The sequence below is a fragment of the Ectothiorhodospira magna genome (assembly GCF_900110965.1).
GTDB classification, from domain to species: Bacteria; Pseudomonadota; Gammaproteobacteria; order Ectothiorhodospirales; family Ectothiorhodospiraceae; genus Ectothiorhodospira; species Ectothiorhodospira magna.
This window is the reverse complement of record NZ_FOFO01000017.1, coordinates 50,465-76,648: the sequence shown is the minus strand read 5'-3', so window position 1 is coordinate 76,648 and position 26,184 is coordinate 50,465. Positions and strand designations below refer to the sequence as shown.

At 59.4% G+C, this 26,184-nt stretch carries 19 protein-coding genes and 1 tRNA gene; 8 read left to right on the top strand and 12 right to left on the bottom strand.

Features of this window, described 5'->3' with window-relative positions; translation table 11 throughout:
• The first annotated feature begins 497 nt into the window (after window positions 1–497).
• Together BMX62_RS08340 and BMX62_RS08335 are read left to right on the top strand one after the other, a co-directional pair.
• Window positions 498–2,189: an HsdM family class I SAM-dependent methyltransferase gene (locus BMX62_RS08340; protein WP_162273522.1), complete on the top strand. Its 1,692-nt coding sequence runs from the start codon at window positions 498–500 to the stop codon at window positions 2,187–2,189.
• The gene (locus tag BMX62_RS08335) at window positions 2,190–2,855 is read left to right on the top strand and encodes a restriction endonuclease subunit S (RefSeq protein WP_090207250.1); all 666 of its coding nucleotides are present in this window, start codon (window positions 2,190–2,192) and stop codon (window positions 2,853–2,855) included.
• A gap of 20 nt (window positions 2,856–2,875) precedes the next feature.
• Here BMX62_RS08335 and BMX62_RS12660 read toward each other — a convergent pair whose 3' ends face one another.
• The 3 genes from BMX62_RS12660 to BMX62_RS08315 all read right to left on the bottom strand — a co-directional run bounded on the left by BMX62_RS12660 (window position 2,876) and on the right by BMX62_RS08315 (window position 5,918).
• Complete coding sequence (locus BMX62_RS12660; protein ID WP_143339708.1) at window positions 2,876–3,568, bottom strand: hypothetical protein; 693 nt, start codon at window positions 3,566–3,568, stop codon at window positions 2,876–2,878.
• Window positions 3,569–4,218: 650 nt separating this feature from the next.
• A complete protein-coding gene (locus BMX62_RS08320) occupies window positions 4,219–4,641 on the bottom strand; it encodes a hypothetical protein (RefSeq protein ID WP_090207239.1) in 423 nt (140 codons plus the stop codon).
• A 320-nt stretch (window positions 4,642–4,961) separates the two neighbouring features.
• A complete protein-coding gene (locus tag BMX62_RS08315; RefSeq protein WP_090207235.1) occupies window positions 4,962–5,918 on the bottom strand; it encodes an IS5 family transposase in 957 nt (318 codons plus the stop codon).
• 117 nt (window positions 5,919–6,035) lie between these two features.
• Between BMX62_RS08315 and BMX62_RS08310 the strand changes: the two genes are divergently transcribed.
• Complete coding sequence (locus tag BMX62_RS08310; RefSeq protein ID WP_090207232.1) at window positions 6,036–6,998, top strand: phage integrase N-terminal SAM-like domain-containing protein; 963 nt, start codon at window positions 6,036–6,038, stop codon at window positions 6,996–6,998.
• A gap of 255 nt (window positions 6,999–7,253) precedes the next feature.
• Here BMX62_RS08310 and secF read toward each other — a convergent pair whose 3' ends face one another.
• The 5 genes from secF to queA all read right to left on the bottom strand — a co-directional run bounded on the left by secF (window position 7,254) and on the right by queA (window position 12,664).
• Window positions 7,254–8,198 (bottom strand): protein translocase subunit SecF, encoded by a 945-nt coding sequence (secF, locus tag BMX62_RS08305; protein ID WP_090207229.1) that lies wholly within the window; start codon window positions 8,196–8,198, stop codon window positions 7,254–7,256.
• Window positions 8,199–8,204: 6 nt separating this feature from the next.
• On the bottom strand, window positions 8,205–10,067 hold the full coding sequence (gene secD / locus BMX62_RS08300) for a protein translocase subunit SecD (protein WP_090207226.1): 1,863 nt from the start codon (window positions 10,065–10,067) through the stop codon (window positions 8,205–8,207).
• Between the two features lie 40 nt (window positions 10,068–10,107).
• Window positions 10,108–10,437: a preprotein translocase subunit YajC gene (yajC, locus tag BMX62_RS08295; protein ID WP_090207223.1), complete on the bottom strand. Its 330-nt coding sequence runs from the start codon at window positions 10,435–10,437 to the stop codon at window positions 10,108–10,110.
• A gap of 61 nt (window positions 10,438–10,498) precedes the next feature.
• The gene (gene tgt, locus BMX62_RS08290; RefSeq protein ID WP_090207219.1) at window positions 10,499–11,614 is read right to left on the bottom strand and encodes a tRNA guanosine(34) transglycosylase Tgt; all 1,116 of its coding nucleotides are present in this window, start codon (window positions 11,612–11,614) and stop codon (window positions 10,499–10,501) included.
• A 3-nt stretch (window positions 11,615–11,617) separates the two neighbouring features.
• Window positions 11,618–12,664, bottom strand: a complete 1,047-nt coding sequence (gene queA, locus BMX62_RS08285; protein WP_090207217.1) for a tRNA preQ1(34) S-adenosylmethionine ribosyltransferase-isomerase QueA — start codon at window positions 12,662–12,664, stop codon at window positions 11,618–11,620.
• A 94-nt stretch (window positions 12,665–12,758) separates the two neighbouring features.
• On the opposite strand from queA, the gene BMX62_RS08280 reads away from it, so the two are divergent.
• The 3 genes from BMX62_RS08280 (at window position 12,759) to BMX62_RS08270 (ending at window position 15,199) form a co-directional block, all read left to right on the top strand.
• Window positions 12,759–12,845 (top strand) — tRNA-Leu (locus BMX62_RS08280).
• A gap of 149 nt (window positions 12,846–12,994) precedes the next feature.
• On the top strand, window positions 12,995–14,824 hold the full coding sequence (locus BMX62_RS08275; RefSeq protein WP_090207214.1) for a DEAD/DEAH box helicase: 1,830 nt from the start codon (window positions 12,995–12,997) through the stop codon (window positions 14,822–14,824).
• A gap of 183 nt (window positions 14,825–15,007) precedes the next feature.
• Window positions 15,008–15,199 carry a PA3496 family putative envelope integrity protein gene (locus BMX62_RS08270; protein ID WP_090207210.1) on the top strand — a complete coding sequence of 64 codons (192 nt, stop codon included), beginning with the start codon at window positions 15,008–15,010 and terminating at the stop codon, window positions 15,197–15,199.
• 21 nt (window positions 15,200–15,220) lie between these two features.
• On the opposite strand, the gene ligA is transcribed toward BMX62_RS08270, so the two are convergent.
• From ligA to smc, 3 genes are read right to left on the bottom strand one after another with little or no spacing between them, the layout of a single operon-like run.
• Window positions 15,221–17,254, bottom strand: a complete 2,034-nt coding sequence (gene ligA / locus BMX62_RS08265) for an NAD-dependent DNA ligase LigA (protein ID WP_090207279.1) — start codon at window positions 17,252–17,254, stop codon at window positions 15,221–15,223.
• Between the two features lie 13 nt (window positions 17,255–17,267).
• On the bottom strand, window positions 17,268–18,104 hold the full coding sequence (gene zipA, locus BMX62_RS08260; protein WP_090207206.1) for a cell division protein ZipA: 837 nt from the start codon (window positions 18,102–18,104) through the stop codon (window positions 17,268–17,270).
• Between the two features lie 27 nt (window positions 18,105–18,131).
• Entirely contained in the window at window positions 18,132–21,641 is a 3,510-nt protein-coding gene (smc, locus tag BMX62_RS08255) for a chromosome segregation protein SMC (RefSeq protein WP_090207203.1), read from the bottom strand.
• A gap of 107 nt (window positions 21,642–21,748) precedes the next feature.
• Between smc and queF the strand changes: the two genes are divergently transcribed.
• Window positions 21,749–22,138, top strand: coding sequence for a preQ(1) synthase (gene queF / locus BMX62_RS08250; RefSeq protein ID WP_090207198.1), 390 nt, complete (start codon window positions 21,749–21,751; stop codon window positions 22,136–22,138).
• A gap of 9 nt (window positions 22,139–22,147) precedes the next feature.
• On the opposite strand, the gene BMX62_RS08245 is transcribed toward queF, so the two are convergent.
• A complete protein-coding gene (locus BMX62_RS08245; RefSeq protein WP_090207195.1) occupies window positions 22,148–23,935 on the bottom strand; it encodes an ABCB family ABC transporter ATP-binding protein/permease in 1,788 nt (595 codons plus the stop codon).
• Window positions 23,936–24,482: 547 nt separating this feature from the next.
• Here BMX62_RS08245 and pckA point away from each other — a divergent pair.
• The gene (gene pckA / locus BMX62_RS08240) at window positions 24,483–26,066 is read left to right on the top strand and encodes a phosphoenolpyruvate carboxykinase (ATP) (RefSeq protein ID WP_090207192.1); all 1,584 of its coding nucleotides are present in this window, start codon (window positions 24,483–24,485) and stop codon (window positions 26,064–26,066) included.
• Window positions 26,067–26,184 lie beyond the last annotated feature (118 nt).

The window sequence follows — 26,184 nt, the reverse complement described above, 5'->3', positions numbered from 1 at the left end:
CCTACCGTGGCTGTGGTCGCCATGGGAGCCGGACTGAGGGCCAGCCCGAAAGGGCTGGGCATCCCACCGGACCCTACCGCGACCCGGGCAGCGCGCCAATCGGCAACGCTTGGCGTGATGAGGCAGAAGTCAGCAGACGGCATAGTAGCCAAATGCTCACCGTAATGGGTGAGACACGGTGAAGGCCCGAACCTCCGGCAACGAGAGAGACCCGCGTGTCTCAACGGACGTAATGCGCCCGACCGGGTGAAACGGCCTTGGCGATTCGTTGGGTAACCAGCGTTGAAGGTCACCATGGTTGCATGGTCCTTTGAACTCCGGAGGAAACGCCCCGTGCGGACCCGCATGCGGGGTGTTGTGGAGGCCGGGGGAGAAAAACCCCCGGCTATCCGATTGGGCAATTTCTGTCTAAAATCGCTTAAAACTATGTTTCGTTTGACATTTTCATGGTGCCCTATATATTGACGACGGCCGTCATACATTGTATGATGCCCGTCATGATGAAACAAATCAAGAATCCAGCTCTTCGAAGAATGCGGGAGATTCTCGACGAAAAGTACTTCTATAAGCCGGAGTACTTTGATGGTCGCACGCAATTTATCCTGCTTGGAGGCGATAACTCTGATGTCGGCCAAAACGCGCTCTGCTTCGAGGTCTATCCAGGAGCGCCGTTCTGCCTTTTTGTCGCAACCGCATCGAATCCTCCTAAGAAGATCCGAGATAAAGCATTAAGTCACGCCCTTGCAACAGAGACAATAGGAATTGTCGCTTTCTTTTCTCACGACAATGAATATTTTGAAGTTCTCAGGAGACGTTATCGAGACGATAAATTCGAAACCGTACATGGCGTCGAATATTACTATAAGGGCTCGGCCGGCGGAGAATTTCGCTTATTCGAAGAAGGCGCTGAATATCAAGCCCCAACTAACGCGCAAGCGGTTAATTTAATTCCTATAACCAATAAGCTCGAAAACATCTTCTTCGAGATTCATTCGGCAATGCGCGACATTGACGGGCTTCATGCGGATGCTGCTCTCGAAGAACTTTGCAAGCTTCTATATCTAAAGTCTTATCTAGAAGAACAAGAGTCGATACTTCCCATTTCGCGTATCACTACATCATCCTTTGGCACTGTCGAGGAATATGCATCGTGTCTGCGCGCGCTCTATCGGGAAGCAATTAATTATGACTTGCGTGTCTTTCGATTAAAAATTCCTGAATATGAACGCTCTAGAGGAGTCTTTGATCTACCCATCTTTCTTTCCAGTTCCGCATTAGTAAAATCCTTCCAGCTTATTGAAGAGTTTTCTTTGACTCGATCAGACACTGACCTGAAAGGTCGCGCCTTCCAAAAAGTCTTAGGCAAGTCCGTGCGGTCAGGTATGGGGCAGTACTTTACGCCGGTGCAAGTGTGTCAACTGATGGTGGAAATCACAGCGCCCACAAGTTCCGAATTAATCTTAGATCCATTTTGCGGCTCTGGTCATTTTCTTACAGAGTCACTTTCATATGTTCGCCATACGGCTCCAGACCACACTAAGGAATACCATGAGTTTGCATTTGGAAAACTTCATGGAATTGAGAAAAGTGACAGAATGACCCGTATAGCGATGACCGACATGCGACTCAACGGAGACGGGCACTCGAATATCCGTTGCACAGATGCTCTATTGGATTTCCGAAACTATCCTGATCTGAAACCAGAGAGTTTTGATTTGGTTTTGACCAATCCGCCGTTTGGTTCAATTCTTGGAATCGAGGCATTCTCAGGTCTAGCAAGATTTTCGTTGGCTGAAGGGCGAAAAAAGGTACCCCTTGAAATAGTAGGCTTGGAAAGATCAATTGAGTTTCTTCGGCCGGGAGGTCGCATTGCCATTGTATTACCAGAAAGCATCTTCAATGCGGAGTCTCTCAAGTACGTTAGAGAGTGGCTCATGAGTAAGTTGGCTATACGAATAGTGATTGATCTTCCCAATGAAACCTTCGCTCCTTTTGGGGCGAATGTGCGTAGCGGTATACTGTTTGGTAGAAAACGACGAGCTGGCGAAGATTTTCCGAAAAATAAGAAAGCATGCATGATTAGAGTTGACAATCTTGGTTATGACGCGGCCGGACGTGAAACGAAAGGTTCAGAGATAGCAGAAGCGATAAAAACAGCAAAACGATTCTTGCAAAAGGAAGGCTGGTAAATGAAAGCTAAAGCAGTTCCTATCTCTGATCTAATCGAACTCGGAAAATGGCGAGCCGATCTTCATGTTCATGAAGATGCCGAACTAAGCTCTGAAAAATTCAAGCTAGTTCGACTCGCTGAAGTCGTAATTGAGTCCAAGACCGCAAGGGACCCGTCTGAGTTTGGTCAAAACGGATTTTATTATATAGGGCTTGAAAATGTTGAACCAATAACCGGTGAGTCACAAGGCATTTCCATGGTCACTAGTGAACAAGTTCGATCCCGATCTAAGGTGTTTACAGAAGGAGATATTCTTTACGGTCGTCTTCGTCCTTACTTGAGAAAAGCGTTCTACGTAGAACCGCCCTACACCAAAGGACTCTGCTCCACAGAGTTTATTGTACTCAATGCAAACACCCAATTCATATTGCCTTTATTTCTTCGCGAGATTCTTATTTCTGACCCTGTAACGGAACTTGTCTCAAGACTGCAAGCCGGTGCCGCTTTGCCACGCGTTTCTTCGAAAGATTTACTAAATATATGCGTCCCAGTTCCTCCGTTGAAATTTCAAGAGGAGTGTGTCGCAAAAATTGAGCGTTTCAGGAATCAAAGGCGAGAACTTCTGTTAAAGGCCAACGCACTTACCAAGGAAGGGCAGAAGGTCATGTCTGAGGTGTTCGACTAACAACCACTTTCTTGAGTCGTTCATTTAATTGCACGGGCTACTCTTGGAAAGTTTCGCGCCATGAAATCAATGAACCGAGCTTTGGTTGGATCGGAAGCATATTCATTCTTCAGAATATCTTTCCCGTTTTTGCCGCGCGAACCCAACATACGCAGCATTCCGCCGAAATTTGCGGCATACGACACGCCCGCCCCTTTAGAAGAATCCGGACCTGAGCGACGTTCACGAACCCCTGACGCATTTAATGGCTCACCAACATGGGTGCAGTTTTGTATAGTACAACCATCTGGGCAATTACCTTTCTGGATAAAGCTCCCGCCTCGTTCAAGGTGTAGCGCATCCCTCAATTTCGCAATAGGTAAAGCGTAGCCGACGAAATAGTCGAGAATAGCTGGATAAACATTTTTCGGCTGGTCAGCTATTACTTTCCAATCCCAAAGAAAAACCGCGAGCAATTCATTTTCAGCAAATTCGTGTTGGAGTCGATCAAAATGCGCCTTTGATTCATCAGCCGAAGCAACCATAGATTTAACTTCAACCCTGAAAAGCTCACCGTCTTTTGTTTCTGGATTCCAATCCTCTCCCCTAAGGATGCACGCAAAATCATTATACTCATGGCCATAAATCCACCCCAGCTCATAGGGAATATCTTTTTCCTTCTTGAGTATGCTGTTTAAATGAAACCCCCACAATGCCTCAATAACACTACCCATGCCGCTTCCAATCCTGCCTCCTCGGGTGTGAAAGACTTGCTCGGTAAATGCGTTTACGGCATCGACTGTTACATGGGTGCTCGTAATTATTGTGTCGGCAGCAGCGTGCGCTAATGATCGTCTGTTATTTCGCATTTTCATTTCTTGCTATTGTCTCATTCCAGTCTCATGCCCAACGCCAGCATCAGCCGGCGCGCTATTCGCGCGCTCGGCTGGATGCCATCGTTAGGTGATTGATCATATGTTGATTCTTTGCCTGGAAAAATAATTTCAACCAGACCCCTTTAATTACTCTGGTTACCACGTGTTCTCAATGTAAGGCTCGATACGGCCTGGGACCCCGGGGAGTATCCATGTCACTGACCATGACGCGACATGCAGTGTTGCCTGCCGGGGGGCCAAACCCGTCGGCACTCTCCAACGTAATTTTCGGGGCTCTACACCTTCAGGGTCGGCATCACCCGTTACCTTTGCACCTCGCCTGTTTTCATGCCTACGCATCGACGCGTCAGTTACCCTTCGCGCCGCAAGGCTTGATACCGGGCTCGCGGCTCACGATTACCCAGGCGGGACTCTAACCCGCTAGAACACGCGGCCTTGCCAGGCCGCACTGACCCGTTTGATTTTAGGTGCCAAGTCCCGATGGACCGTTATTGTAACGAGCCTTCAAAATCGTCGCACTCATTAATAAGTGCTTTTACGACCCTTGAAAAGTAGTTACTGTCTATAAGTTTCATTTCAACATTTTGCATAACAGAATAGACATGCTTGCTGCCTATTTTTTCAATGCACCAAAACCCAATTTTCCTTTCTGCATTTCGCTTTAGCAATAGAGTTGAAAGATAGTGCGGAATATCGTTTTCCGAGTCAAAAATGGCCATGCTAGGCACGGAAAACTCAAGAGTTGACTCATACCTGATAACATAAAGTGTTTGTTTTCTTCCGGAACTCATTCCAAATTTAATAACGGCTTTCCTTTCATTTAAAGAGTCTATTTTCCATCCATTTGCATTACAATAATTATTCATTGTGCTCGCAAAGTTTACGCCTGAAAAGAGTGATTCTAAGCTCATGGTTTTTCCCCTTCATTTATTACGCCGCAAATTTTAAAATATACACCTAACAGTAGATTAGACAGAATCGGCCCTTCCCAGGAAAGACAGATTCCGCATAGCATGGCTTCAGATCTTGAGATCTTGCCACCCATCCCCAAAGTATTGCATCATCGGGCAACAGTTTCAGGAAACGCTGAATAAGTCATGCAAAGCAAGGCCATGAATCCTTCATGACTGCGATCGCTCTCACGAACGCGGAATTTCACCTCACAGAGGCCATTTTAACGGCCCTGTGTGGCCTGTTTACATCCTTTTACCGAACTCCGGGCGCAACTACCCTACGACGTACACAAGGATCGTCGCACCAGGTACAGGTTCGCCAGCATGAAAAGCCTCATCTGGTGGGCCACGTTCTTTGCAAGACCGCGATAGCGCACCTTGACATAGCCGAACTGACGCTTTACCACCCGGAAGGGATGTTCGACGATCGCCCGCAGTGCCGAAAGCCTCCGGTTGATATCTCGCTTCCACTGGGGCAGCTCGCCGCCTTTGGGCTTCTTGTACGGAAACGCCCAGATCGGACCACGCTCGGGATCGCTCGAGGACAGGTTGCGCTCGTTGCTCGTGTACGCCTTGTCGCCCAGGATCTCCTTTTCATCCCCGTGCAACAATTCGTCCAGAACCTTGTTGTCAGGCACCTTGGCCGTTGTACCCACCACCGTATGTACGAGTCCCGAGTTGGAATCGACGCCGATATGGACCTTCATTCCGAAGTGCCACTGGTTGCCCTTTTTCGTCTGGCTCATCTGGGGATCCCGCTTCCTTTCCCGGTTCTTGGTCGACGGCGGCGCCTGGATGAGCGTTGCATCGACGATCGTGCCACGCCTGAGCAAAAGCCCCTTCTCGGCCAGGTGGGTGGCGACCTCGGCAAAGAGCCTCTCGCAAAGGCCGTGCCGCTCAAGCAGGTGGCGGAAGCGGAGTATCGTCGTGGCGTCGGGGATGGTGTCCACCGCTATGTCCAGGCCAGCGAAGCGGGCCAGCACCGGCATGTCGTACAGGGCATCCTCCATCGCCTCGTCGGCATAGTTGAACCAGTGCTGCATGAAGCTGATGCGCAGCATCGTTTCCAGCGGATAGGGCCTTCGGCCTTTGCCGGCCTTGGGATAGTACGGTTCGATGCAGGCGCACAGTCGCTCCCAAGGCGTCGCAGCATCCATCTCGGCAAGGAACACCTCCTTGCGGGTCGCCTTCGGGCGCTTGGCCAAGCCTCGGTCAGAAAGTCCAGGCCGCTTCATATTCGCTTATTCTCCCCGTCGCTCCCGCCTAACGGCAGGCGATGAACACGATTTTCTCACGAATGGGCGGACTTGTTCAGCGTTTCCTTCACCTCACCCAGGATTGGAGCCAAGGACATGGCTAACTCCCCTCTTACGGACAAACAGCGTATTTTCTGGTCCCGCTTCAGCAAACACCTGATTCAAGAAGGAATCAAGCCTGAATCGGTGCGCTGGTATCGGATTCGGGCGGAGCAGTTCATCCGTGCTTTTCCCCACCAGAGACTGGCTTCCCTCACCCCTGACGATGTCTCGGCCTATCTGCTCAGGTTGGGCGAATCGCCCAACCTGAGGCCCTGGCAGTACCTCCAGGTCGTCGATGCTATACAGATTCTGTATAAGTTGGCACGCACGGAATGGAGTGAAACGTTCGACTGGGACTACTGGCGCGCTTCGGCCAAGGCGCTGGAACCACAGCACGCGACGCTGGCCCGAGAATATGTGCCTCTCACATCTGCGGAGTTTGTCCGGTATGTGGGTGACAAACGCTTTGCGCCCTTGATCCTTTCCCATCAGCCTGTTTTTGAAAAACTGATTGCTGTGATGCGAACCCGCAACATGTCCATCAGGACGGAAAAATCCTATATGGGCTGGATCTGCAGATTCATCCACCATTGCGATGGCCAAGCCCCCACCAGTCTGGGGGCTGCACAGGTGGCTGATTTCCTCCAGTATCTTGCAGTCACGCGCAATGTCGCCGTCAGCACTCAGAACCAAGCCTTGAACGCGCTGGTCTTTCTGTTCAATAAAGTGCTTGAACAACCCCTTGGCGATATTGGTCCCTTTTGCAGGGCGAAACGCCCCAGGCGATTGCCCACGGTGCTCTCCCGGGAAGAAGTGCGGCGCATGCTTGGCGAACTGACGGGGGTTCCCTGGCTGGTCGCCTCTCTGCTCTACGGGACCGGCATGAGACTGATGGAATGCCTGCGGCTTCGCGTACAGGACGTGGAATTTGAACGAAGCTTGATCATGGTGAGATCCGGCAAAGGGAACAGGGGCCGTCGCGGCGGTCTCGCCGTCAGAAGCCCGCTGGATGCCTGAAACACTTCGCGCCCCTCGCTGCCTGTCCAGCGGGGGCTTCCTTGGATAACCGCCCTCTCCTGCCCTGCCCCATTCGGGTCGCACGGGTTCCCTGTACTCCATGTCCCTTTCCGCTGCTTGATCCTGGGGTCGAGATTAGCGAATTTTGTGACCCATTTCCTGCTTCAGGTCAGGTTTGCCACGCCCACCTGAGCATTCCGCTCAGGGTAGGCATGGGCGGGACCGGGACAGGCTTGCCGAGGATGAGGGTTCACCTCACGGCCGCTCGTCCAATTCCGCCCCTTCCTTCTTCACCGGCAACATGACGCTGCGATCCACGCCCATCACCAGGGCCACGGCCGCCGCCACATAGATGGATGAGTAGGTGCCCACCACGATGCCGATGATCAGGGCCAGGGCAAAGTTCTGGATCACGGCGCCGCCCAGCAGGTACAGCGCCAGCAGCACCAGCAAGGTGGTCACGCCGGTGATGATGGTGCGGGCCAGGGTCTCGTTCACGGAAATGTTCATCACCCGCTCCGCCGTCTGCTTGCGCAGCTTGCGGAAGTTCTCACGGATGCGGTCATAGACCACGATGGTGTCGTTGAGGGAATATCCGATCACCGCCAGTACCGCCGCCAGCACCGAGAGATCAAACTCCAGCCAGAACAGGGAGAAGATCCCCAGAGTGATGATGACGTCGTGGACCAGGGCGGCCACCGCCCCCACCGAGAAGCGCCATTCAAAACGCAAGGCTACGTAGATCAGGATGCCGAACAGGGCATAGATCATCGCCAGACCGCCCTGCTCCCGCAGTTCTTCACCCACCTGGGGTCCGACGAACTCCACCCGGCGTAGTTCCACGCCCGCCGGACCGCCGCTGCGCAGCACCTCAAGCACTTGCTCGGACAGTTCCGCGGTGTTCTCCCCCTCGCGGGGGGCGAGCCGGATCAGCACGTCCCGGGAGGTGCCGAAGTATTGCACCGTGGCCCGGCCAAAGCCGCCCACCTCCAGCTGGTTGCGGACTTCTTCCAGTTCCACCGCCTCCGGATACCCCACCTCGATGAGGGTGCCGCCGGTGAAGTCGATGCCGAAGTTCAGGCCGCGGAACCCCAGCAGCAACAGGGAACCGACGATGAGCACCAGCGAGACCACCAGGGCGATGCGGCGCTGCCCCAGAAAATCGATATTGGCCTTGGCAAAGTTGAGCTTCATGGTGATCCCCGGTCAGATGGCCAGCGTCTTGAGGCGACGCTGACGTCCGTAGGTCAGGTTGATGATGCCCCGTGTCACCACGATGGCCGTGAACATGGACACCAGGATGCCGATGGACAGGGTGATGGCAAACCCCTTGATGGGACCGGTACCGAACATGAACAGCACCAGGGCCGCGATCAGGGTGGTAATGTTGGCGTCCGCGATGGTGGAGAAGGCCCGGTCATAGCCGGCCTTGATCGCCGCCTGGGGTGAATTGCCGTTGCGCAACTCCTCTCGTATTCGCTCGAAAATGAGTACGTTGGCATCCACCGCCATGCCCACCGTGAGCACGATGCCGGCAATCCCCGGCAGGGTGAGGGTGGCCTGGAGCATGGACAGAATGGCCACGATCAGGATCAGGTTCAGGGTCAGGGCCACGTTGGCCACCAGGCCGAACACCCGGTAGTACAGGGCCATGAAAATCAGCACCAGGACAAAGCCGATGGCCACCGAGTTGAACCCCCGCTCGATGTTGTCGCGACCCAGGCTCGGGCCGACGGTGCGTTCCTCGACGATGCTCATGGGCGCGGCCAGGGCACCGGCACGCAGCAACAGGGCCAGGTTGCGGGCCTCGCGGGTGCTTTCAAGCCCGGTGATCTGGAAGCGGCGGCCCAGCTGCTCCTGAATGCGGGCCACGTTGATGACCTCTTCCGTGCGGACGGTGCGCCGGACCAGTTCGCCGTCCTCTTCCACCGTCTCGGTGCTGGTCTCGATGAAGACCACGCCCATCAGGCGGCCCACGTTCTCCCCGGTGACCCGACTGAAGATGCGGGCGCCCTGGGCATCCAGGTTGATGAACACCGCCGGGCTGCCGCTGTCCTGGGCGATGCCGGAAGAGGCATCGTTGATGAAGTCGCCGGTGAGCATCACCTGGCGCTGCAACAGCACCGGGGTGCCGTCACGCTCGAAATAGAGCCGGGAATTAGCCGGGGCACGGCCACTCTGGGCGGCGGCGAAGGGGTCGTTGTTCTCGTCCACCAGACGGAATTCCAGGGTGGCGGTGGCACCCAGGATTTCCTTGGCCCGGGCGGTGTCCTGCACGCCGGGCAACTGGACCACGATACGGTCCTCGCCCTGCTGCTGGATCACCGGTTCCGCCACCCCCAGTTCGTCCACCCGGTTGCGCAGGGTGGTGATGTTCTGCTGCAGGGCCAGGCGCCGCTGGGCCGTCAAGTAATCGGAGGTCACAGTACCACTGAGACGAAATACTTCGCCGGACTGGGTGGTCCGAAAGTCCAGATCCCCCCGGTATTCCCGTCGCAGCACCCGCAGGGCCTCGTCACGGCTGTCGGCATCGGCAAAGCGCACATGAACACCACTGTCGTCCCGCTCCACGCTCAGGTAGCGGATGCGGGCATCCCGCAACTGGGTGCGAAATTCGCTGGTGTAGCGCTCATAAATATTGTCGGCCACCGCATCCATGTCCACTTCCATCAGGAAATGGACCCCACCCCGCAGGTCCAGGCCCAGGGACATGGGGCGGGCGTTGATGGCGCGCAGCCAGCCGGGGGTGGCAGGGGCCAGATTCAGCCCCACCACATGATTACCCGGCAGGGCCGTGCGCAGGATGTCTGCCGCCAGCAACTGGTCATCGGCGCTGTTGAAGCGCAGCATGAACTGGGCGCCGTCGAACTCCGTGGACTTCACCTCCACGCCCCGCCCTTCCAGCACGGCCTGGATCTGCAACCGGGTGTCGGCATCCACCACGTCCGTGGTGGAATTGGCCACCTGTACCACCGGATCCTCCGGATACAGGTTGGGGAGCGAGTAGATCACGCCCACCAGCACGACGACCACGATCAGGACATACTTCCAGTAGGGGTATTGGTTCATGACGGGACCAGATGGGAACTGATGAAATGATAAGGCCGGATCAGATGTCCTTGATCGAACCCTTGGGCATCACGGTGGCCACGGCCTGGCGCTGGACATTGACCACGACGCCTTCGGAGACTTCCACCTTGATGAAGTTTTCGGTCACCTGGGTGATCTTGCCCACCAGACCGCCGTTGGTGACGATCTCGTCGCCCTTATTCAGGCCGTCCACCATGGCCTTGTGTTCCTTGGCGCGCTTGCTCTGGGGGCGGATGATCAGGAAGTACATGATCGCAAAGAAAATAACGATCATGATCAAAAATTCGATGAAACCACCGCCAGCAGGCTGTCCAGCATTGGCATAGGCGTCGGAAATGAAGAAGTTCATGGGCGGGACTCCTTGAATTGAATGGATAATCGGTAGGGTTGGGGATGCTTGAAGGGCGCCATTATGTCACAGACCGTGGGGTTTGCGCGCGCCGCTCATGGAAGGCATTGGCCCACATCTCCAGGGTGCCGGCGGCGATGGCCTGGCGCATCTCCCCCATCAGGGTCTGGTAGTAGTGCAGGTTATGGAGGGTGGCCAGACGGCTGGCCAGGATCTCGTTGCACTTGTCCAGATGCTTCAGATAGGCCCGGGAATAGTGGCGACAGGTATAGCAGTCGCATTCCGGATCGATGGGCAGGGTATCATCCCGGAACCGGGCATTGCGAATCCGCATCACCCCGTCATGGGTATAGAGAAAACCATTGCGGGCATTGCGGGTGGGGATGACGCAATCGAACATGTCCACCCCCCGGCGCACCGCTTCGACGATATCCTCCGGCTTGCCCACCCCCATCAGATAGCGGGGCCGATCCACCGGCATCAGCGGAGTAAGGCCGTCCAGTACCTGGTTGCGCTCCGCTTCCGGCTCGCCCACCGACAGCCCGCCGATGGCATAGCCGTCAAAGCCGATCTGCATCAATCCGTCCAGGGAGCGGCGCCGCAGGTCGGCGTACATGCCGCCCTGGACGATGCCGAACAGGGCGGACGGATTGTCGCCGTGGGCCACCCGGGAACGGGCCGCCCAGCGCAGGGACAATTCCATGGAGTGGCGGGCCTGGTCCTCGGTGGCGGGATAGGGCGTGCACTCGTCGAAGATCATGACGATGTCCGAACCCAGCGCCCGCTGGACTTCCATGGAGCGCTCGGGGGTGAGCAGGATCTTCGAGCCGTCCACCGGTGAGGCAAACCGTACCCCCTCCTCCGTGATCTTGCGCAGTTTGGCCAGGGAAAACACCTGAAAGCCGCCGGAATCCGTCAGGATCGGCCGCTCCCAGTGCATGAAGTCGTGCAGATCCCCATGGGCCCGGATCACTTCGGTACCGGGCCGGAGCATGAGATGGAAGGTGTTGCCCAGGATGATCTGGGCACCCAGACCCTCCAGTTCCTCGGGGGTCATGGCCTTGACCGTGCCGTAGGTGCCCACGGGCATGAAGGCCGGTGTATCCACCACGCCACGGTCAAAGATCAGGCGCCCGCGGCGCGCGGCCCCGTCCCGGGCCATCAATTCAAACTGCATGGATCAAGGTTCCGTTGGATGTTCAAGGGGCCGGCGGGTCATGAACATGGCGTCGCCGTAACTGAAAAACCGGTAACGCTCGCGCACCGCGTGCCGGTAGGCCGCGAGCACCTGATCCCGGCCGGCAAAGGCGCTCACCAGCATCAGCAGGGTGGATTCGGGCAGATGGAAATTGGTCACCAGGGCGTCCACCACCCGATAATCGTAACCGGGCACGATGAACAAACGGGTGTCGCCCTCGAACGGCGCCAGCGCGCCACCCCGGGCGGCGCTTTCCAGGCTGCGCACGCTGGTGGTGCCCACCGCCACCACCCTGCCGCCCCGGGCCTTGCAGGCCGCCACCTGGTCACAGGTCCGTGCCGATACCTGTACCCATTCGGCGTGCATCACATGTTCCCGGATGTCCTGCACCCGTACCGGCTGGAAGGTGCCCGCCCCCACATGCAGGGTCACGGAAGCGGTTTCCACCCCGCGGGCGCGAATCCGTTCCAGCAGGGCGTCATCGAAATGCAGACCGGCGGTGGGCGCGGCCACGGCCCCGGGGGCGCGGGCAAACACGGTCTGGTAGCGCTGGCGGTCGTCCTGGGTATCGGGACGATCAATATAAGGTGGCAAGGGCATGTGGCCATGCCGCTCCAGCACCTCCAGCACCGGATCGGTGAAGCGCAGCCGGAACAGGTCACCCTCCCGGCCCAGCACCTGGGCCTCGGTCGCCTCTTCCAGCCACAGCCAGACCCCGGCACCGGGGGATTTGCTGGCGCGCAGATGGGCCAGCACCTGATGCTTAGCCTCCAGCCGCTCCACCAGCACCTCCACCCGCCCGCCGGAGTCGCGCTTGCGGCCATGCAGACGTGCGGGGATGACCCGGGTGTCATTGAATACCAGCAGGTCACCCGGCTGCAGCAGATCCGGCAGATCGCGGACATGGCGGTCGGCCAGGGCGCCAGAGATACCATCCAGATGCAGCAACCGGGAAGCGCTGCGCTCCGGCAATGGGGCCTGGGCAATCAGCTGGGGGGGGAGGTCAAATTGGAAGTCATGGACTTGCATGGCGCGGGATGGTAGCAGGAACAGGCCAACAGGAAAACGAAATTATCCTTGGCATAACCTCTCCCCTGTTGCTATAATTTCCAGTCCCCACCTTGCCGGGATGGCGGAACTGGTAGACGCGCCGGACTCAAAATCCGGTTCTGGAAACAGAGTGCGAGTTCGATTCTCGCTCCCGGCACCATGAAACCCCAAAAGGTCTGCGTGGCAGCATGGCCCCTGAATCACAGGGCTCCAGCCACCTCCGGCCTTTCAAGCGGTCACCGCCACGAGGAGCGCGGATGTCCGCTTCATCATGACATCCATCCCCATCCGCGTTTCGCAGGTATCCCCTTGAATCAAGTACAGACCAATTCGGCCGATTTCCGTGCCCTGGGCCTCATTGAGCCCGTTCTGACCGCCCTCAACGAGGCCGGTTATGAAGTCCCCACCCCCATCCAGGCCCAGAGCATCCCGCCGCTGCTGGCCGGGCAGGACCTGCTGGGCCAGGCCCAGACCGGTACCGGCAAGACTGCGGCATTTGCCCTGCCCCTGCTCTCGCGCCTGGACCTGAGCCGCAAGGACACCCAGATCCTGGTGCTGGCCCCCACCCGCGAGTTGGCCATCCAGGTGGCCGAGGCGTTCCAGACCTACGCCCGGCATCTGCCCGACTTCCACGTCATGCCCATCTACGGCGGCCAGTCCTACAGCGTGCAGTTGCGTCAGTTGCGTCGGGGCGCCCAGGTGGTGGTGGGCACCCCTGGCCGGGTCATGGACCACATGCGCCGGGGCACCCTGAATCTGGAGGGCCTGACTGCCCTGGTGCTGGATGAAGCCGACGAGATGCTGCGCATGGGCTTCATCGACGATGTGGAATGGGTGCTGGAACAGACCCCCCAGAGCTGCCAGCTGGCCCTGTTCTCCGCCACCATGCCCGACGTGATCCGCCGCGTGGCGCGCAAGCACCTGAAATCGCCCCACGAAGTGCGCATCGCCGCCACCACCACCACCGCCAATACCATTCGCCAGCGTTACTGGCGGGTCAGCGGTCTGCACAAGCTGGATGCCCTCACCCGCCTGCTGGAGCACGAGGACTTCGAGGCCATGATGGTGTTCGTGCGGACCAAGACCGAGACGGTGGAGATCGCTGAAAAGCTCACCGCCCGGGGTTACGCCGCCGAGGCCCTGAACGGGGACATCCCCCAGAAGCTGCGGGAGCGCACCGTGGACCGGCTCAAGCGTGCCCAACTGGATATCGTGGTGGCCACGGACGTGGCCGCCCGCGGCCTGGATGTGGAACGCATCAGTCACGTGGTCAATTACGACATCCCCCACGATACCGAGTCCTATGTCCATCGCATCGGTCGAACCGGCCGCGCCGGTCGCAAGGGCGAGGCCATCCTGTTCGTGGCACCCCGGGAGCAGCGCATGCTGCAGGCCATCGAACGGGCCACCCGCCAGCCCATCGAACCCATGCACATGCCCTCCGCCCGGGATGTGAACGAACGACGCATCGACCGTTTCAAGCAGGCCATCACCGACACCCTGGTAGGGGAGGATCTGTCCTTCTTCCAGAACCTGGTGGCCGAATATGTTCAGGAACATGATGCCGATCCTCGGGAAGTGGCCGCCGCCCTGGCCCAGATGGCCCAAGGCGATGCCCCCTTGCTGCTGGATGAGCGGGCCACACCTGCGCCCCGGGAAGAACGGGATCGAGGCGCCAGGGAACGGGACAGTGGCCCCCGACGTGTTCCTCGTGGGAGCGGACGCGGTGCAGAAGATGCCGGCATGCAAAGCTACCGGGTCAACGTGGGCCACATCCACGGCCTCAAACCCGGCAATCTGGTGGGCGCCATTGCCAATGAGGCCGGCCTGGACAACCAGCATATTGGCCGCATTCACATCGGTCCAGAATCGTCCATCGTGGATTTGCCGGCGAATCTGCCCCGGGAACTGGTACAACACTTAAAGCAGGTCTGGGTGTGCGGACAACGCCTGAACCTGGCGCCCACCGATGGCCATGAGGATACCGGTGGCTTTGGCGGCGGCTTCCGCGACCGTCGCGCTCCAGGCGGCCCCGGTGGCGGCAAACCCTCCCGCAACGCCGGCCCGAGAAAGCCCGGCGGACGTTCCGGAAAGCCCGGCATGGACCGTCCTGGCAAACCCCGTCGTCGCAGCATGTAAACCGTCGAACCGGCCCTGACCGGATACACCAAAGCCCGGTTCCGCCTGATCAGCGGGCCGGGCTTTTTTGTTGTTCATTGCCATCAATGGAACTTGCCTTGCTGATAAAAAAAATCTTGTTGCAGTTTTTTACACAGGGTTTATAAGGCGTCCTGAGTCACAATCACACGGAGACATGACAGCATGGCCAGGGCCACCGATTCCCTTCTGGCAGATGATGAAGACGACAGCGTTGACTGGAAGGAATCCGACAGCTCCCCTCGCCTTTCGGCACGGCGCTCTCTGGAATTGCTTCTGGAGCGCAGGGCGCTCAAGCGTCAACTGGAAGATACCTTCGACGAGAACAATTCCGGCCCCGTGGACCTGGACTGGTAACCTGCTCCCTGGTGAGCATCGTCACTCACGAGGCTTGAGCAGTGCCATGAGTCCAGCCTCGTCCAGCACATCAATACCAAGTCCCCGTGCCTTTTCCAGCTTGGACCCGGCAGCCTTGCCGGCAATCACGGCAGTGGTCTTGCGGGAAACACTGCTGGATACCTGGGCACCCAACGCCCGCAGCCGATCTGCCGCCTCATCCCGGCTCAACGTGTCCAGGGCACCGGTCAACACATAGGTCTGGCCAGCCAGGGGCAGATGATCGGCAGTACGGGGGGGCTGTTCCTCCCAGTGAACGCCCGCTTCCTGCAGTCGCCGGATCACTTCCCGGTTGTGAGGTTGACGAAAGAAAGTGACCACATGGGCGGCCACCTTGGGCCCCACGTCCGGGACCCTCATCAGGGCCGCCTCATCCGCCTGCATCAGGGCATCCAGACCGCCAAAGTGGGCGGCCAGCGCCCGTGCCGTAGCGTCACCCACTTCCCGAATACCCAGCGCGAAAATGAATCGATCCAGACGGGTGTGCCGGCTGCGTTCCAGCGCCTGGACAAGATTGGCGGCGGATTTTTCTCCCATCCGTTCCAGGGCCGCCAGGGCGGGGGCCTGCAGGCGATAGAGATCATCCACATGGACCACCAGCCCCCGTTCCACCAGCTGTTCGATCAGTCGCTCCCCCAGACCCTCGATATCCATGGCCCGGCGAGAGGCGAAATGGCGGATGGCTTCCCGCCGCTGGGCAGCACAATACAGCCCCCCGGAACAGCGGGATACCGCCTCCCCTTCGAGACGCTCGATGGCTGAGCCGCAGACCGGACATTGCTCGGGCATGACGATGGGACGGGCATCTTCTGGTCGATCTGCCATCACCACGGCCATCACTTCGGGAATCACATCACCGGCTCGACGGACAATGACCCGATCACCGATGCGCACATCCTTGCGCTGGATCTCGTCCATGTTGTGCAAGGTGGCATTGCTGACGGTGACGCCACCCACAAATACCGGCTCCAGACGGGCCACCGGCGTGAGGGCGCCGGTGCGCCCCACCTGGAATTCCACCGCCCGCAACCAGGTCATCTGTTCCTGGGCCGGATATTTGTGGGCAATGGCCCACCGGGGGGCACGGGCAACGAAACCCAAGGTCCGTTGCCAATCAAACCGGTTGACCTTGTACACCACGCCATCAATCTCGTAGGGCAGCACGTCCCGCAACTCACCGATACGCTGATAATAGGCCAGACACGCCTCCACTCCCGTGACCACCGCCCCCTCGGGACAGACCCTCAGCCCCCAATGCGCCAACCGATCCAGGGTATCTGCATGGTTATCGGGCATCCTGGCGCCTCCCACATGCCCGACGCCGTAGGCGAAAAAACTCAAGGGACGCCCGGCGGTGATCTCCGGGTCCAACTGACGCAGACTGCCGGCGGCGGCGTTGCGGGGGTTGACGAAGACCTTTTCCCCCCGTGCCTGGGCCTGGGCATTGAGGGCCTCAAAGCGGGCCTTCTCCATATAGACCTCACCACGGACTTCCAGGCGCCGGGGATGACCCCGTCCCTGCAGACGCAGGGGAATGGCCCGCAGGGTGCGAATGTTGGAGCTGATGTCCTCGCCGGTGGTACCGTCGCCCCGGGTCGCACCCCGCACCAGCAAACCGTCCTCATAGAGCAGACTCACCGCCACCCCGTCCAGTTTGGGTTCGACGGCGTATTCCACCGGCGTGTCTTCCCGCTCCAGCCGTTCCCGCACCCGGCGATCGAAGGCCAGCACTTCCATCGCCTCAAAGGCATTATCCAAAGAACGCATGGGCAACAGATGAACCGCTTCGGGAAAGGCGTCAAGACGGACACCTCCCACCCGCTGGGTGGGAGAGTCGGGGGTGACCAGAGCCGGATATTCCGCTTCCAGGGTACGCAGTTCCTGCATCAGGGCATCATAGGCCCCATCCGGTAGTTCTGGATCATCCAGAACGTAGTAGCGATGATCATGCTGGGCAATCCGGGTACGCAGTATCTCGACCCGATGCAGGACAGACTGGGGAATGGATGGCGTCATCGCAGGGCTTTCGTTAACCACCGGTTCCAGCAGCACTGCCACTTTGTTGCCAGTGGCGGATATCCTCCCGAAGCCGTTCACTGTCCGCGCGGTTCAACGGCGCACGGGCCGCATCCAGCACCTGCCCACCCAATCGCTCTGCCAGCCCTTCGGCACAATGGTACATGGCATCAAAACTTTCCAGCGGATCACAGGGGCCGGGGAGCTGGAGAAACAGGGTCACGCCCGGCGTGGTGAACTGGTCTATCGACTCCAGATCGAACGTGCCCGGATTGAGCATATTGGCCAGACTAAACACCGGCAATTGACGCCGGCCCTCGGTCACCAGATAGTGATAAATATCCATATCCCCAAATTCCATTCCCTCGGCAGTGAGCGCCTTGGCCAAATCCGGACCGAGGAACTGCTCGTTTTCTCCCGCCATCACATGCAGCACCACCAGTTTCGGCGGCAATGCCGGTGGCTCAGGGCGGTCCTTGGGAGGCGGGCCGACAGGGTCCAGGGGCGTCATCGCTGCCGGAGGGGGCGAAGTTGCGGTATCAGTCCCCTCCCCGGTACGGCCAGCCGGATCAGCCGGGGCCGATGTCCTGGAGGGCGCCACAGGGGAATCCCGAACCTCATCGGCCACCAGACCACGCAACTCGTTGAGTGCCTCGTCTTCCGGCGGGGATGCGGCCTTGTGGCCTTCATCGGCACGGATATGCACATGCTCCAGTTCATCGGGTTCCAGATCATCCCGATCCCTGGGCAGGTCACGGGGGCGCTTGGGGGCGCGCTTGCGACCGGCCAGGTAAATACCGACGAGGATCGTGATCCCCAGTATCAACAGAATCCAGCGTAACGTATCCATTTACCGGGTCCTTACTTGGTTGTGTCTTCAGGCACTGGCCATCTGGGCAGCGGCTTCCACATCTACGGTCACCAGTCGGGAAACCCCCGGCTCCCGCATGGTCACGCCCACCAACTGATCGGCCAGTTCCATGGTTGTCTTGTTATGGGTGATGAAAATGAACTGCACCCGCTCCGACATTTCCCGCACCAGGGTACAAAAGCGCCCCACATTGGCCTCATCCAGGGGAGCATCCACCTCATCCAGCATACAGAAGGGGGCCGGGTTGAGTTCAAAGATGGCAAACACCAGCGCCACTGCAGTCAGTGCCTTTTCCCCACCTGACATCAGATGAATGGTGGACAGACGCTTGCCCGGCGGGCGGGCCATCACTGCAATGCCGGTGGACAGCAGATCGTCTCCGGTCATCTCAAGGTGAGCCTGTCCGCCACCAAACAAACGGGGAAACATCTCCTGCAAGCGTCCGTTCACCCGCTCGAAAGTATCGCGAAACCGGCTCCGGGTCTCCCGGTCGATGCGCTGAATGGCATTTTCCAGGGTCTCCAGAGCCTGGATCAAATCATCATGCTGCGCATCCAGATAGGTCTTGCGTTCGCTTTGGGTCTTGTATTCGTCGATGGCGGCCAGATTGATAGGCCCCAGGCGGGCAATGCGCTGACCCAGTTCATCCACCTGCTGCTGCCGATCCGCCGCATTGGCATCCGGGTCCAGTGTCTCCAGCAAGGCTTCCAGGGTAAAACCGGTATCCTGTAACTGCTCCAGCAAGGTCTGCCGGCGCACCTTGATTTCCTGCCAGGTCATGCGCAGCTCATCCAGACGATCCCGCAGGGCTTCTGCCTCCCGCTCCACCTCCAGACGCTGCCGGTCCTTGTCCCGCAAGGTGATTTCCAGAGACTGAACCCGGCCACGGGCCTCGGCCAGAGTCTGTTCCATGGTCATATGCCCTTCCACCAGAGTGGCCAGGGTATCCTCCAGCTCGCCGATGGGGGCCTGGGTCTGATCCTGTGCTGCCTGCAGATCCTGCAGCCGATCCTGCCATTGGTCAAACTGACCTTGCAGACGCTCCAGGGCCTGCCGGGCAGCATCCCGTGCGGCCCGCAGGGTCTGCAGCTTCAGGGCCGTCCGGTGTACCGCTTCCCGACGGGCCTGGGCCTCGCTCCGAACCCGGTCCAGATCATGACGCAACCCGTCCCGTTCCTCTTCCAGGGCTTCCCGTTCCCGAGCCAGTGCCTCCATGGTGGTCACGGCATCATTGCGACGGTGGGTGGCCTGGGCCAGGGAGGCCTGCTCTTGCTGAATCTGGGTTTGCACCTCGATGATCTCTGCCTCCACCTGCTCCATGCGGTTTTGCACCTGTTCCAGGCGGGTGCGCCGGTTATCCAGCAAGGCATCCAGTTCGCTGGCGGTGCGATGGGCCTGATTCAGCGCCATCTGGCGCTGATCGCGCTCTGCCTCCAGATCATGCAGGGCTTGTTCACAGACTTCCAGGGACTGCTGCCGGGTGGTGAGTGTTTCCTGCAGCCCCCGCCTGTCTTCCTTGAGTTGACGCAATTCCCGATCCCGACTGATCAAGCCGGCATGTTCGTCCTGATCCCGGGCCACCCGTAGCCAGCACCGACCCAGCCAGAGGCCATCGGTGGTGATCACCGATTCATGGGGAGCCAGATGAGGCCGCAAGGCCAGGGCCGAGGCCAGATCCGTAACCCCATGTACCGATGCCAGCAGATCGCCCAGGGCATGAGCACCTCGCACTCTGGCGGCCAGCCGGGTGGAAGCCGGCGGAGTATGTGCAACGGATCCAGCGGTGGTTTCCCAGACCAGTAAATCCCCCTGATCGAGGGTATGGCACTGCTGGGCCAGAGTATCCAGGCTGGACACACAGACCGCCTCCAGATACTGGCCCAATACGGTTTCCACCGCTCGCTCCCAACCTGGCTCCACCTCCAGTCCCTCCCCCAACCGGGGTGCATCCGCCAGACCCTGTGCCTTGAGCCATGTCATCACTGAGGCTGTCTGCTTGCCCAGAGCGGCTTGCTGCAATGCCTCCAAAGAGGCCACACGGCCAGTGACCGCCTGCATACGGCTTTTTAATCCGTCAATCTCAGCGGCATGGCACTGAACCTGCTCCCGATGAGCATGGATATGGTCACGGGTTGTCTGCAGGGATTCGTCCAGAGTCTCCACCTGGGTATGGGCGGTCAGGGCCTGATCTTCCAAGGTCTGAATTTCAGTGCATAACGCCTCGGTGGAGAGGGTGCCCTGCTCCTGAACCAGACGGGAGAGGCGCTCGTTCAGGGCGTGGATCTGGCGTTCCAACTGCTCCATCCGGGTACGCTCCACCTGAGCCAACTGCCCAGGCTCGGCGGCTCGCTGATTCACATCTTCCCAGCGCCCTTGCCAGACCTGCATGGCCTGCTCTGCCTCGATCAACTGGTGATTGATGGTCTCCAGCGCCTCACTGCCCACATCATGTTCCGGTTCCAGGGTCTCCAGTTCCATCAGCACCGCTTGCAGGCGGGTTTCATCGGCCTGAATATGACCACGGGCCTGGGCCAGATTGTCCCGCACCTGATCCAGCTCCCTGGCATGACGGGACTGCAACTCCCGGTGATGTTCGATGGACTGTTCGGTACGGGAGATTTCACTGCCCAGGCGATAATAATGTCCCTGGACCTCATTAAAATTGCCATTGGCATTCACCAGAGCCTGCCGGTCCTGCTCCAAGGCGGTCTCCAGTTGACGTTGCCGGTCCAGTGCCGTCTCCAGACGGGTTTCCTGGGCCCGCAGTTCCTGCTCCCGTTGTGCAGATTCAGTCGCCATATCCTGGAGTCGCAAGGCCATCAGTTCGGCCTTGAGATGGCGCTCTTCATCCCGCCAGATCTGATAGCGTTCTGCCACATCGGCCTGGCGCTTCAGGTGACGCAATTGCTTGTCCACCTCGTCGCGCAGGTCCTGCAGGCGTTCCAGGTTTTCACGGGTATGGCGGATACGGGTTTCGGTTTCCCGGCGGCGTTCCTTGTACTTGGAAATGCCTGCAGCTTCTTCCAGATAGACCCGTAACTCCTCCGGCCTGGCCTCGATGATGCGGGAAATCATCCCCTGCTCGATGATGGCATAGCTGCGAGGCCCCAGGCCGGTGCCCAAAAAAATGTCGGTGATATCCCGCCGCCGGCAACGGGTGCCGTTGAGAAAATACTGGGACTGGCCATCCCTGGAAACCCGGCGCTTGATGGCAATTTCTGCATACTGGGCATACGGCCCTCCCAGTCCGCCCTGACTATTGTCGAACACCAGTTCGATGGAAGCCTGACCAACAGGCTGTCGGGTGGAAGAACCATTGAAAATGACATCGTCCATGGAATCGCCGCGCAGATAGCGGGCGGAGGACTCTCCCATCACCCAGCGGACGGCGTCGATGGTATTGGATTTACCACAGCCGTTTGGCCCTACGATACCCACCCGGTTACTGGGCAGCAGGATGGTGGTGGGATCGACGAAGGATTTGAAGCCGGCCAGTTTAATCTTGCTTAGTCGCATCGAGAGGCGATCATTCCCAGTACGGTGGACAGGTTTCGGACCATTGGTGCAAGGGGGTAGAATATCCGGCTGTACCCATCCACATTGACGACCGGATATTGCACAGCATGTCGAGCCAGCCCAGCAAGCACTTGGAAACCTTTGAAAATCCCCAAAAGGACCGGGATTATACCATCCGCATCCGGATACCGGAGTTCACTTGTCTTTGCCCCAAGACCGGCCAGCCGGACTTTGCTCAGCTGCAACTGGAATATGTGCCCGATGGGCAGTGTGTGGAGCTTAAGTCCCTGAAGATGTACGTTTGGTCATTTCGGGATGAGGGCGCCTTTCACGAGGCAGTGACCAACCGCATCCTTGGCGACCTGGTGGCGGCCACGGCGCCCCGCTTCATGCGTCTGACGGCAGAATTCAACGTGCGAGGGGGTGTATACACCACCGTGACCGCCGAACATCGTGCCCCTGATTGGCAGCCGCCACAGGAAGTGAAGCTGCCTTAAGATCCGGGCCTACTTCACAGCATGCCGCAATTGGCTCTCCCAGAGTCCGGCATAGATGCCCCGCCGGATCAGGAGATCATCATGGGTGCCCTGCTCCACCACCTGCCCCTGATCCAGCACGATGATGTGATCCGCATCCTGGATGGTGGAGAGCCGATGGGCGATGGCCAGGGTGGTGCGCGAATGGGCAATGGCCTTCAAGGCCCCCATGATGGCCTGCTCCGAATGGGAATCCAGGGATGAAGTGGCCTCGTCCAGGATCAGGATGGGCGGGTCCTTGAGGATCACCCGGGCAATGGCGATGCGCTGTTTCTCGCCACCGGAGAGCTTGAGCCCCCGCTCCCCCACCACGGTGTCATATCCTTGGGGCAGGCGGGCAATGAAGTCTTCCAGATGGGCCAGACGGGCGGCCCGCCGCACGGCGGCCTCCGTGGCGCCGGGGCAGCCGTAGGCGATGTTGTAGCGGATGCTGTCGTTGAACAGCACCGTATCCTGGGGCACCACGCCGATGGCCGCCCGCAGGCTGTCCTGGGTCACGTCCCGGATATCCTGGCCGTGGATGCAGATACTGCCCCGGTCCACATCGTAAAACCGGAACAGCAGCCGGGCCAGGGTGGACTTGCCGGCACCGCTGGCGCCGACGATGGCCACCTTGTGCCCGGCGGGCACCTGAAAACTCACCTGATGCAGGATCTGCCGGTCCGGGCCATAGCCAAAGCAGACGTCCGTGAACCGGATCGCTCCCCCATCGGCCACCAGGGCACCCGCCCCAGGACGATCCACCACCCTGGGCGGCTGATCCATGAGACCGAACAGGCGCTCGATGTTGATCAGGGCCTCCCGGATCTCCCGGTACACAAAGCCCAGGAAATTCAGCGGGATGAACAGCTGGATCATGTAGGCGTTGACCATCACCAGATCCCCCACCGTCATCTCTCCGGCGGCCACCCGGGAGGACGCCATGATCATCATGACCGTGATGCCGCCGGCAATGATCAGGGCCTGGCCGGAGTTGAGCGCCGCCAGGGACAGGCGGTTCTTCATCCGCGCCGACTCCCAGGCTTCCAGATCCGCGTCATAGCGACGGGCCTCGAAGGTCTCGTTGCCGAAGTACTTCACCGTTTCGTAGTTGAGCAGGCTGTCCACGGCGCGGGTATTGGATCGGTTGTCCATCTGGTTGGCCTCGCGCACGAAACGGTTGCGCCACTCGGTCACGAAGATGGAAAAGATCACGTAGATCCCCACCGCAAGCACCATGGTCACGGCAAAACCCGGGCTCAGGATGAGCATCAGGATCACCGCCACCAGGGCGATCTCCAGCAGGGTGGGAATGATATTGAAGACGGTGAAGCGCAGCAGGAAGCTGATGCCGGTGGTGCCCCGCTCGATGTCCCGGGTCAGGCCGCCGGTGCGCCGGGACAGGTGAAATCCCAGGTCCATCCGGTGCAGATGCTCGAACACCCGCAGGGAAATCCGCCGCATGGCCCGTTCCGCCACCCGGGCAAAGACCGCATCCCGCAATTCGCCAAAAAACACCGAGCCGAACCGCAACAGACCGTAGGCCAGCAACAGCCCCAGGGGAATGGCCACCAGGGCGGCTTCCGCCGAGGGATCGAAATGGTCCACGATGTACTTGAGGACCACCGGCACCGCCACCCCGGCCAGCTTGGCCAGGGTCAGAAAGACCACCGCCAGGGCCACCCGCCCCCTGAATTCCATCAGGTAGGGCAGCAGACTGCGCAGGATGCGCCAGTTGATGGGTTGATCGGAATAGGCGTAGTCGGAGCGATATCTCACTTGATTTCCGGCAAGGGGGCAAAGCTTCCTTTATACCCAATGAGATTGATCAAGGAAATATTCCAAAATGCCCGGTTTGCTGTTGTTTTGCGCAGTGCAACTGAATAATCTCTTATGGATCAGCCCTCTCCTCTCCACAGGAACACCCGCAACGTCAACTACCCCCGACTTCAGTCGGGGGCTTGTGAAAGCAAGCCGGGTTGACCAGCCTGAGCCCGCCTGAGCAGGACGCTGGAAAGGGGCTACGTTTGCAACAGGTCGTCAAGACCCACCGGCAGATGCTTCCTCAGTCTGCCGCTCTGGAAGTCTGGGATCATGCTGGCGAAAGGTAAAGCGCCGAAGGTTCCAGTCGCCGCCGCAAGGCGGGAGCCGGTTGCAGACATTGGCGAGGGGAGACAGGGCCAAAGCCCTGCGTCACTGGTGCCCTTTACGGGGCAGAGCCTTGCGGCCCTGTGGGTGGAAGGCCCACACCCTTTTTCGGCGACTGCAGTCCCGCAGCCGCAATTCCTCCCACGATTGAAATCGCGGGTTTCCTTGCGGAGAGATTATGACTTTCAGCCTTCAGCAACATGGCATCCGCGTGGCAAAGGTGCTGCGCAACCCCTCCCCGGCAGTCCTTTATGAAGAGGCCCTGGCCCACGAACACGGCTCCGCCATCTCCGCCACCGGCGCCCTCATCGCCAAGTCCGGCGCCAAGACCGGGCGCAGCCCCAAGGACAAGCGCGTGGTCCAGCATGACCACATCAATGACGATGTCTGGTGGGGGTCCGTCAACGTCGGTCTGGAAGCCGGCAGTTTCGACAGCCTACGCACCCAGGCGGTGGACCATCTCAATACCTGCGGCCGCCTGTATGTCATCGACGGCTTTGCCGGCTGGGATCCCCGCTATCGTATCCGCATCCGGGTGATCTGCGAGCGGGCCTACCACGCCCTGTTCATGCAGAACATGCTGATCCGCCCCACTGCGGAGGAACTGGACAGCTACGGCGAGCCGGACTACGTGATCTACAACGCCGGCCGTGCCGCCGCCGACACCGGCATCCCCGGCGTGAAGAACAGCACCAGCGTGAGCCTGTGCTTTGATCGGCGCGAGTTCGTGATCCTGGGTACCGAATACGCTGGCGAGATGAAGAAGGGCGTGTTCACCATCATGAACTACATCATGCCCAAGCAGAACGTGCTCTCCATGCACTGCTCCGCCAACGAGGGCAAGGACGGCGACGTCTCCATCTTCTTCGGCCTGTCCGGTACCGGCAAGACCACCCTCTCGGCCGATCCGGACCGTGCCCTGATCGGTGACGACGAGCACTGCTGGAGCGACGAGGGGGTCTTCAACATCGAAGGCGGCTGCTATGCCAAGGCCATCAACCTGGACCCGAAGGCAGAGCCGGAAATCTTCAATGCCATCCGTTTCGGTGCCGTGCTGGAAAACGTGGTCTATGACCGGGACACCCGGGAAGTGAACTACGAAGACGGCACCATCACCGAAAACACCCGCTGCTCCTACCCGGTGGAATTCATTCCCAATGCCAAGCTCCCCTGCATCGGCGGGCACCCGAGCCACGTGATCTTCCTCACCTGCGACGCCTTCAGCGTGCTGCCGCCGGTCAGCCGGCTGACCCCGGCCCAGGCCATGTACCACTTCATCAGCGGTTACACCGCCAAGGTGGCGGGCACCGAAATGGGCGTGACCGAACCGGAGGCCACCTTCTCCGCCTGCTTCGGCGCGCCCTTCCTGGTCTGGCACCCGACCCGCTACGCGGCATTGCTGGCGGAACGCATCCGCCAGCATGACGTGGGCGTGTGGATGGTGAACACCGGCTGGAGCGGCGGCCCCTACGGCGTCGGCAAGCGCATGAGCATCGCCCACACCCGGGCCATCATCGATGCCATCCATGACGGTTCCCTGGACCAGGTGGAGACGGTACCGGACCCCATCTTCGGGGTGCATATTCCGGTGTCCTGCCCCAACGTGCCGGACGAGGTGCTGGTGCCTTCCAACACCTGGCAGGACCCGCGGGCCTATCAGGAAACGGCCCGCAAGCTGGCCCGTCTGTTCCACGAGAATTTCAAGACCTACGCGGATCAGGCCAGCCCGGAACTGCTGGCGGCGGCACCGCGGGTGGAGTGAGTCTTCCCCAACCCCTCTCCCGCAAGGGGAGAGGGAATACCGCAGGGCGGGCAGGCCGGTGGGGTGTAATGGGTGTGTCCCGCCCGCCGGGCGATGGGGCGTGCGGGCGACATGGCGA

Excerpts from the sequence above, each read along its gene's own strand:
- BMX62_RS08340 (WP_162273522.1), top strand. The coding sequence starts at position 498 with ATGATGAAACAAATCAAGAATCCAGCTCTTCGAAGAATGCGGGAGATT.
- BMX62_RS08335 (WP_090207250.1), top strand. The coding sequence starts at position 2,190 with ATGAAAGCTAAAGCAGTTCCTATCTCTGATCTAATCGAACTCGGAAAA.
- BMX62_RS12660 (WP_143339708.1), bottom strand. The coding sequence starts at position 3,568 with ATGGGTAGTGTTATTGAGGCATTGTGGGGGTTTCATTTAAACAGCATA.
- BMX62_RS08320 (WP_090207239.1), bottom strand. The coding sequence starts at position 4,641 with ATGAGCTTAGAATCACTCTTTTCAGGCGTAAACTTTGCGAGCACAATG.
- BMX62_RS08315 (WP_090207235.1), bottom strand. The coding sequence starts at position 5,918 with ATGAAGCGGCCTGGACTTTCTGACCGAGGCTTGGCCAAGCGCCCGAAG.
- BMX62_RS08310 (WP_090207232.1), top strand. The coding sequence starts at position 6,036 with ATGGCTAACTCCCCTCTTACGGACAAACAGCGTATTTTCTGGTCCCGC.
- secD (WP_090207226.1), bottom strand. The coding sequence starts at position 10,067 with ATGAACCAATACCCCTACTGGAAGTATGTCCTGATCGTGGTCGTCGTG.
- yajC (WP_090207223.1), bottom strand. The coding sequence starts at position 10,437 with ATGAACTTCTTCATTTCCGACGCCTATGCCAATGCTGGACAGCCTGCT.
- tgt (WP_090207219.1), bottom strand. The coding sequence starts at position 11,614 with ATGCAGTTTGAATTGATGGCCCGGGACGGGGCCGCGCGCCGCGGGCGC.
- queA (WP_090207217.1), bottom strand. The coding sequence starts at position 12,664 with ATGCAAGTCCATGACTTCCAATTTGACCTCCCCCCCCAGCTGATTGCC.
- BMX62_RS08270 (WP_090207210.1), top strand. The coding sequence starts at position 15,008 with ATGGCCAGGGCCACCGATTCCCTTCTGGCAGATGATGAAGACGACAGC.
- ligA (WP_090207279.1), bottom strand. The coding sequence starts at position 17,254 with ATGACGCCATCCATTCCCCAGTCTGTCCTGCATCGGGTCGAGATACTG.
- zipA (WP_090207206.1), bottom strand. The coding sequence starts at position 18,104 with ATGGATACGTTACGCTGGATTCTGTTGATACTGGGGATCACGATCCTC.
- smc (WP_090207203.1), bottom strand. The coding sequence starts at position 21,641 with ATGCGACTAAGCAAGATTAAACTGGCCGGCTTCAAATCCTTCGTCGAT.
- queF (WP_090207198.1), top strand. The coding sequence starts at position 21,749 with ATGTCGAGCCAGCCCAGCAAGCACTTGGAAACCTTTGAAAATCCCCAA.
- pckA (WP_090207192.1), top strand. The coding sequence starts at position 24,483 with ATGACTTTCAGCCTTCAGCAACATGGCATCCGCGTGGCAAAGGTGCTG.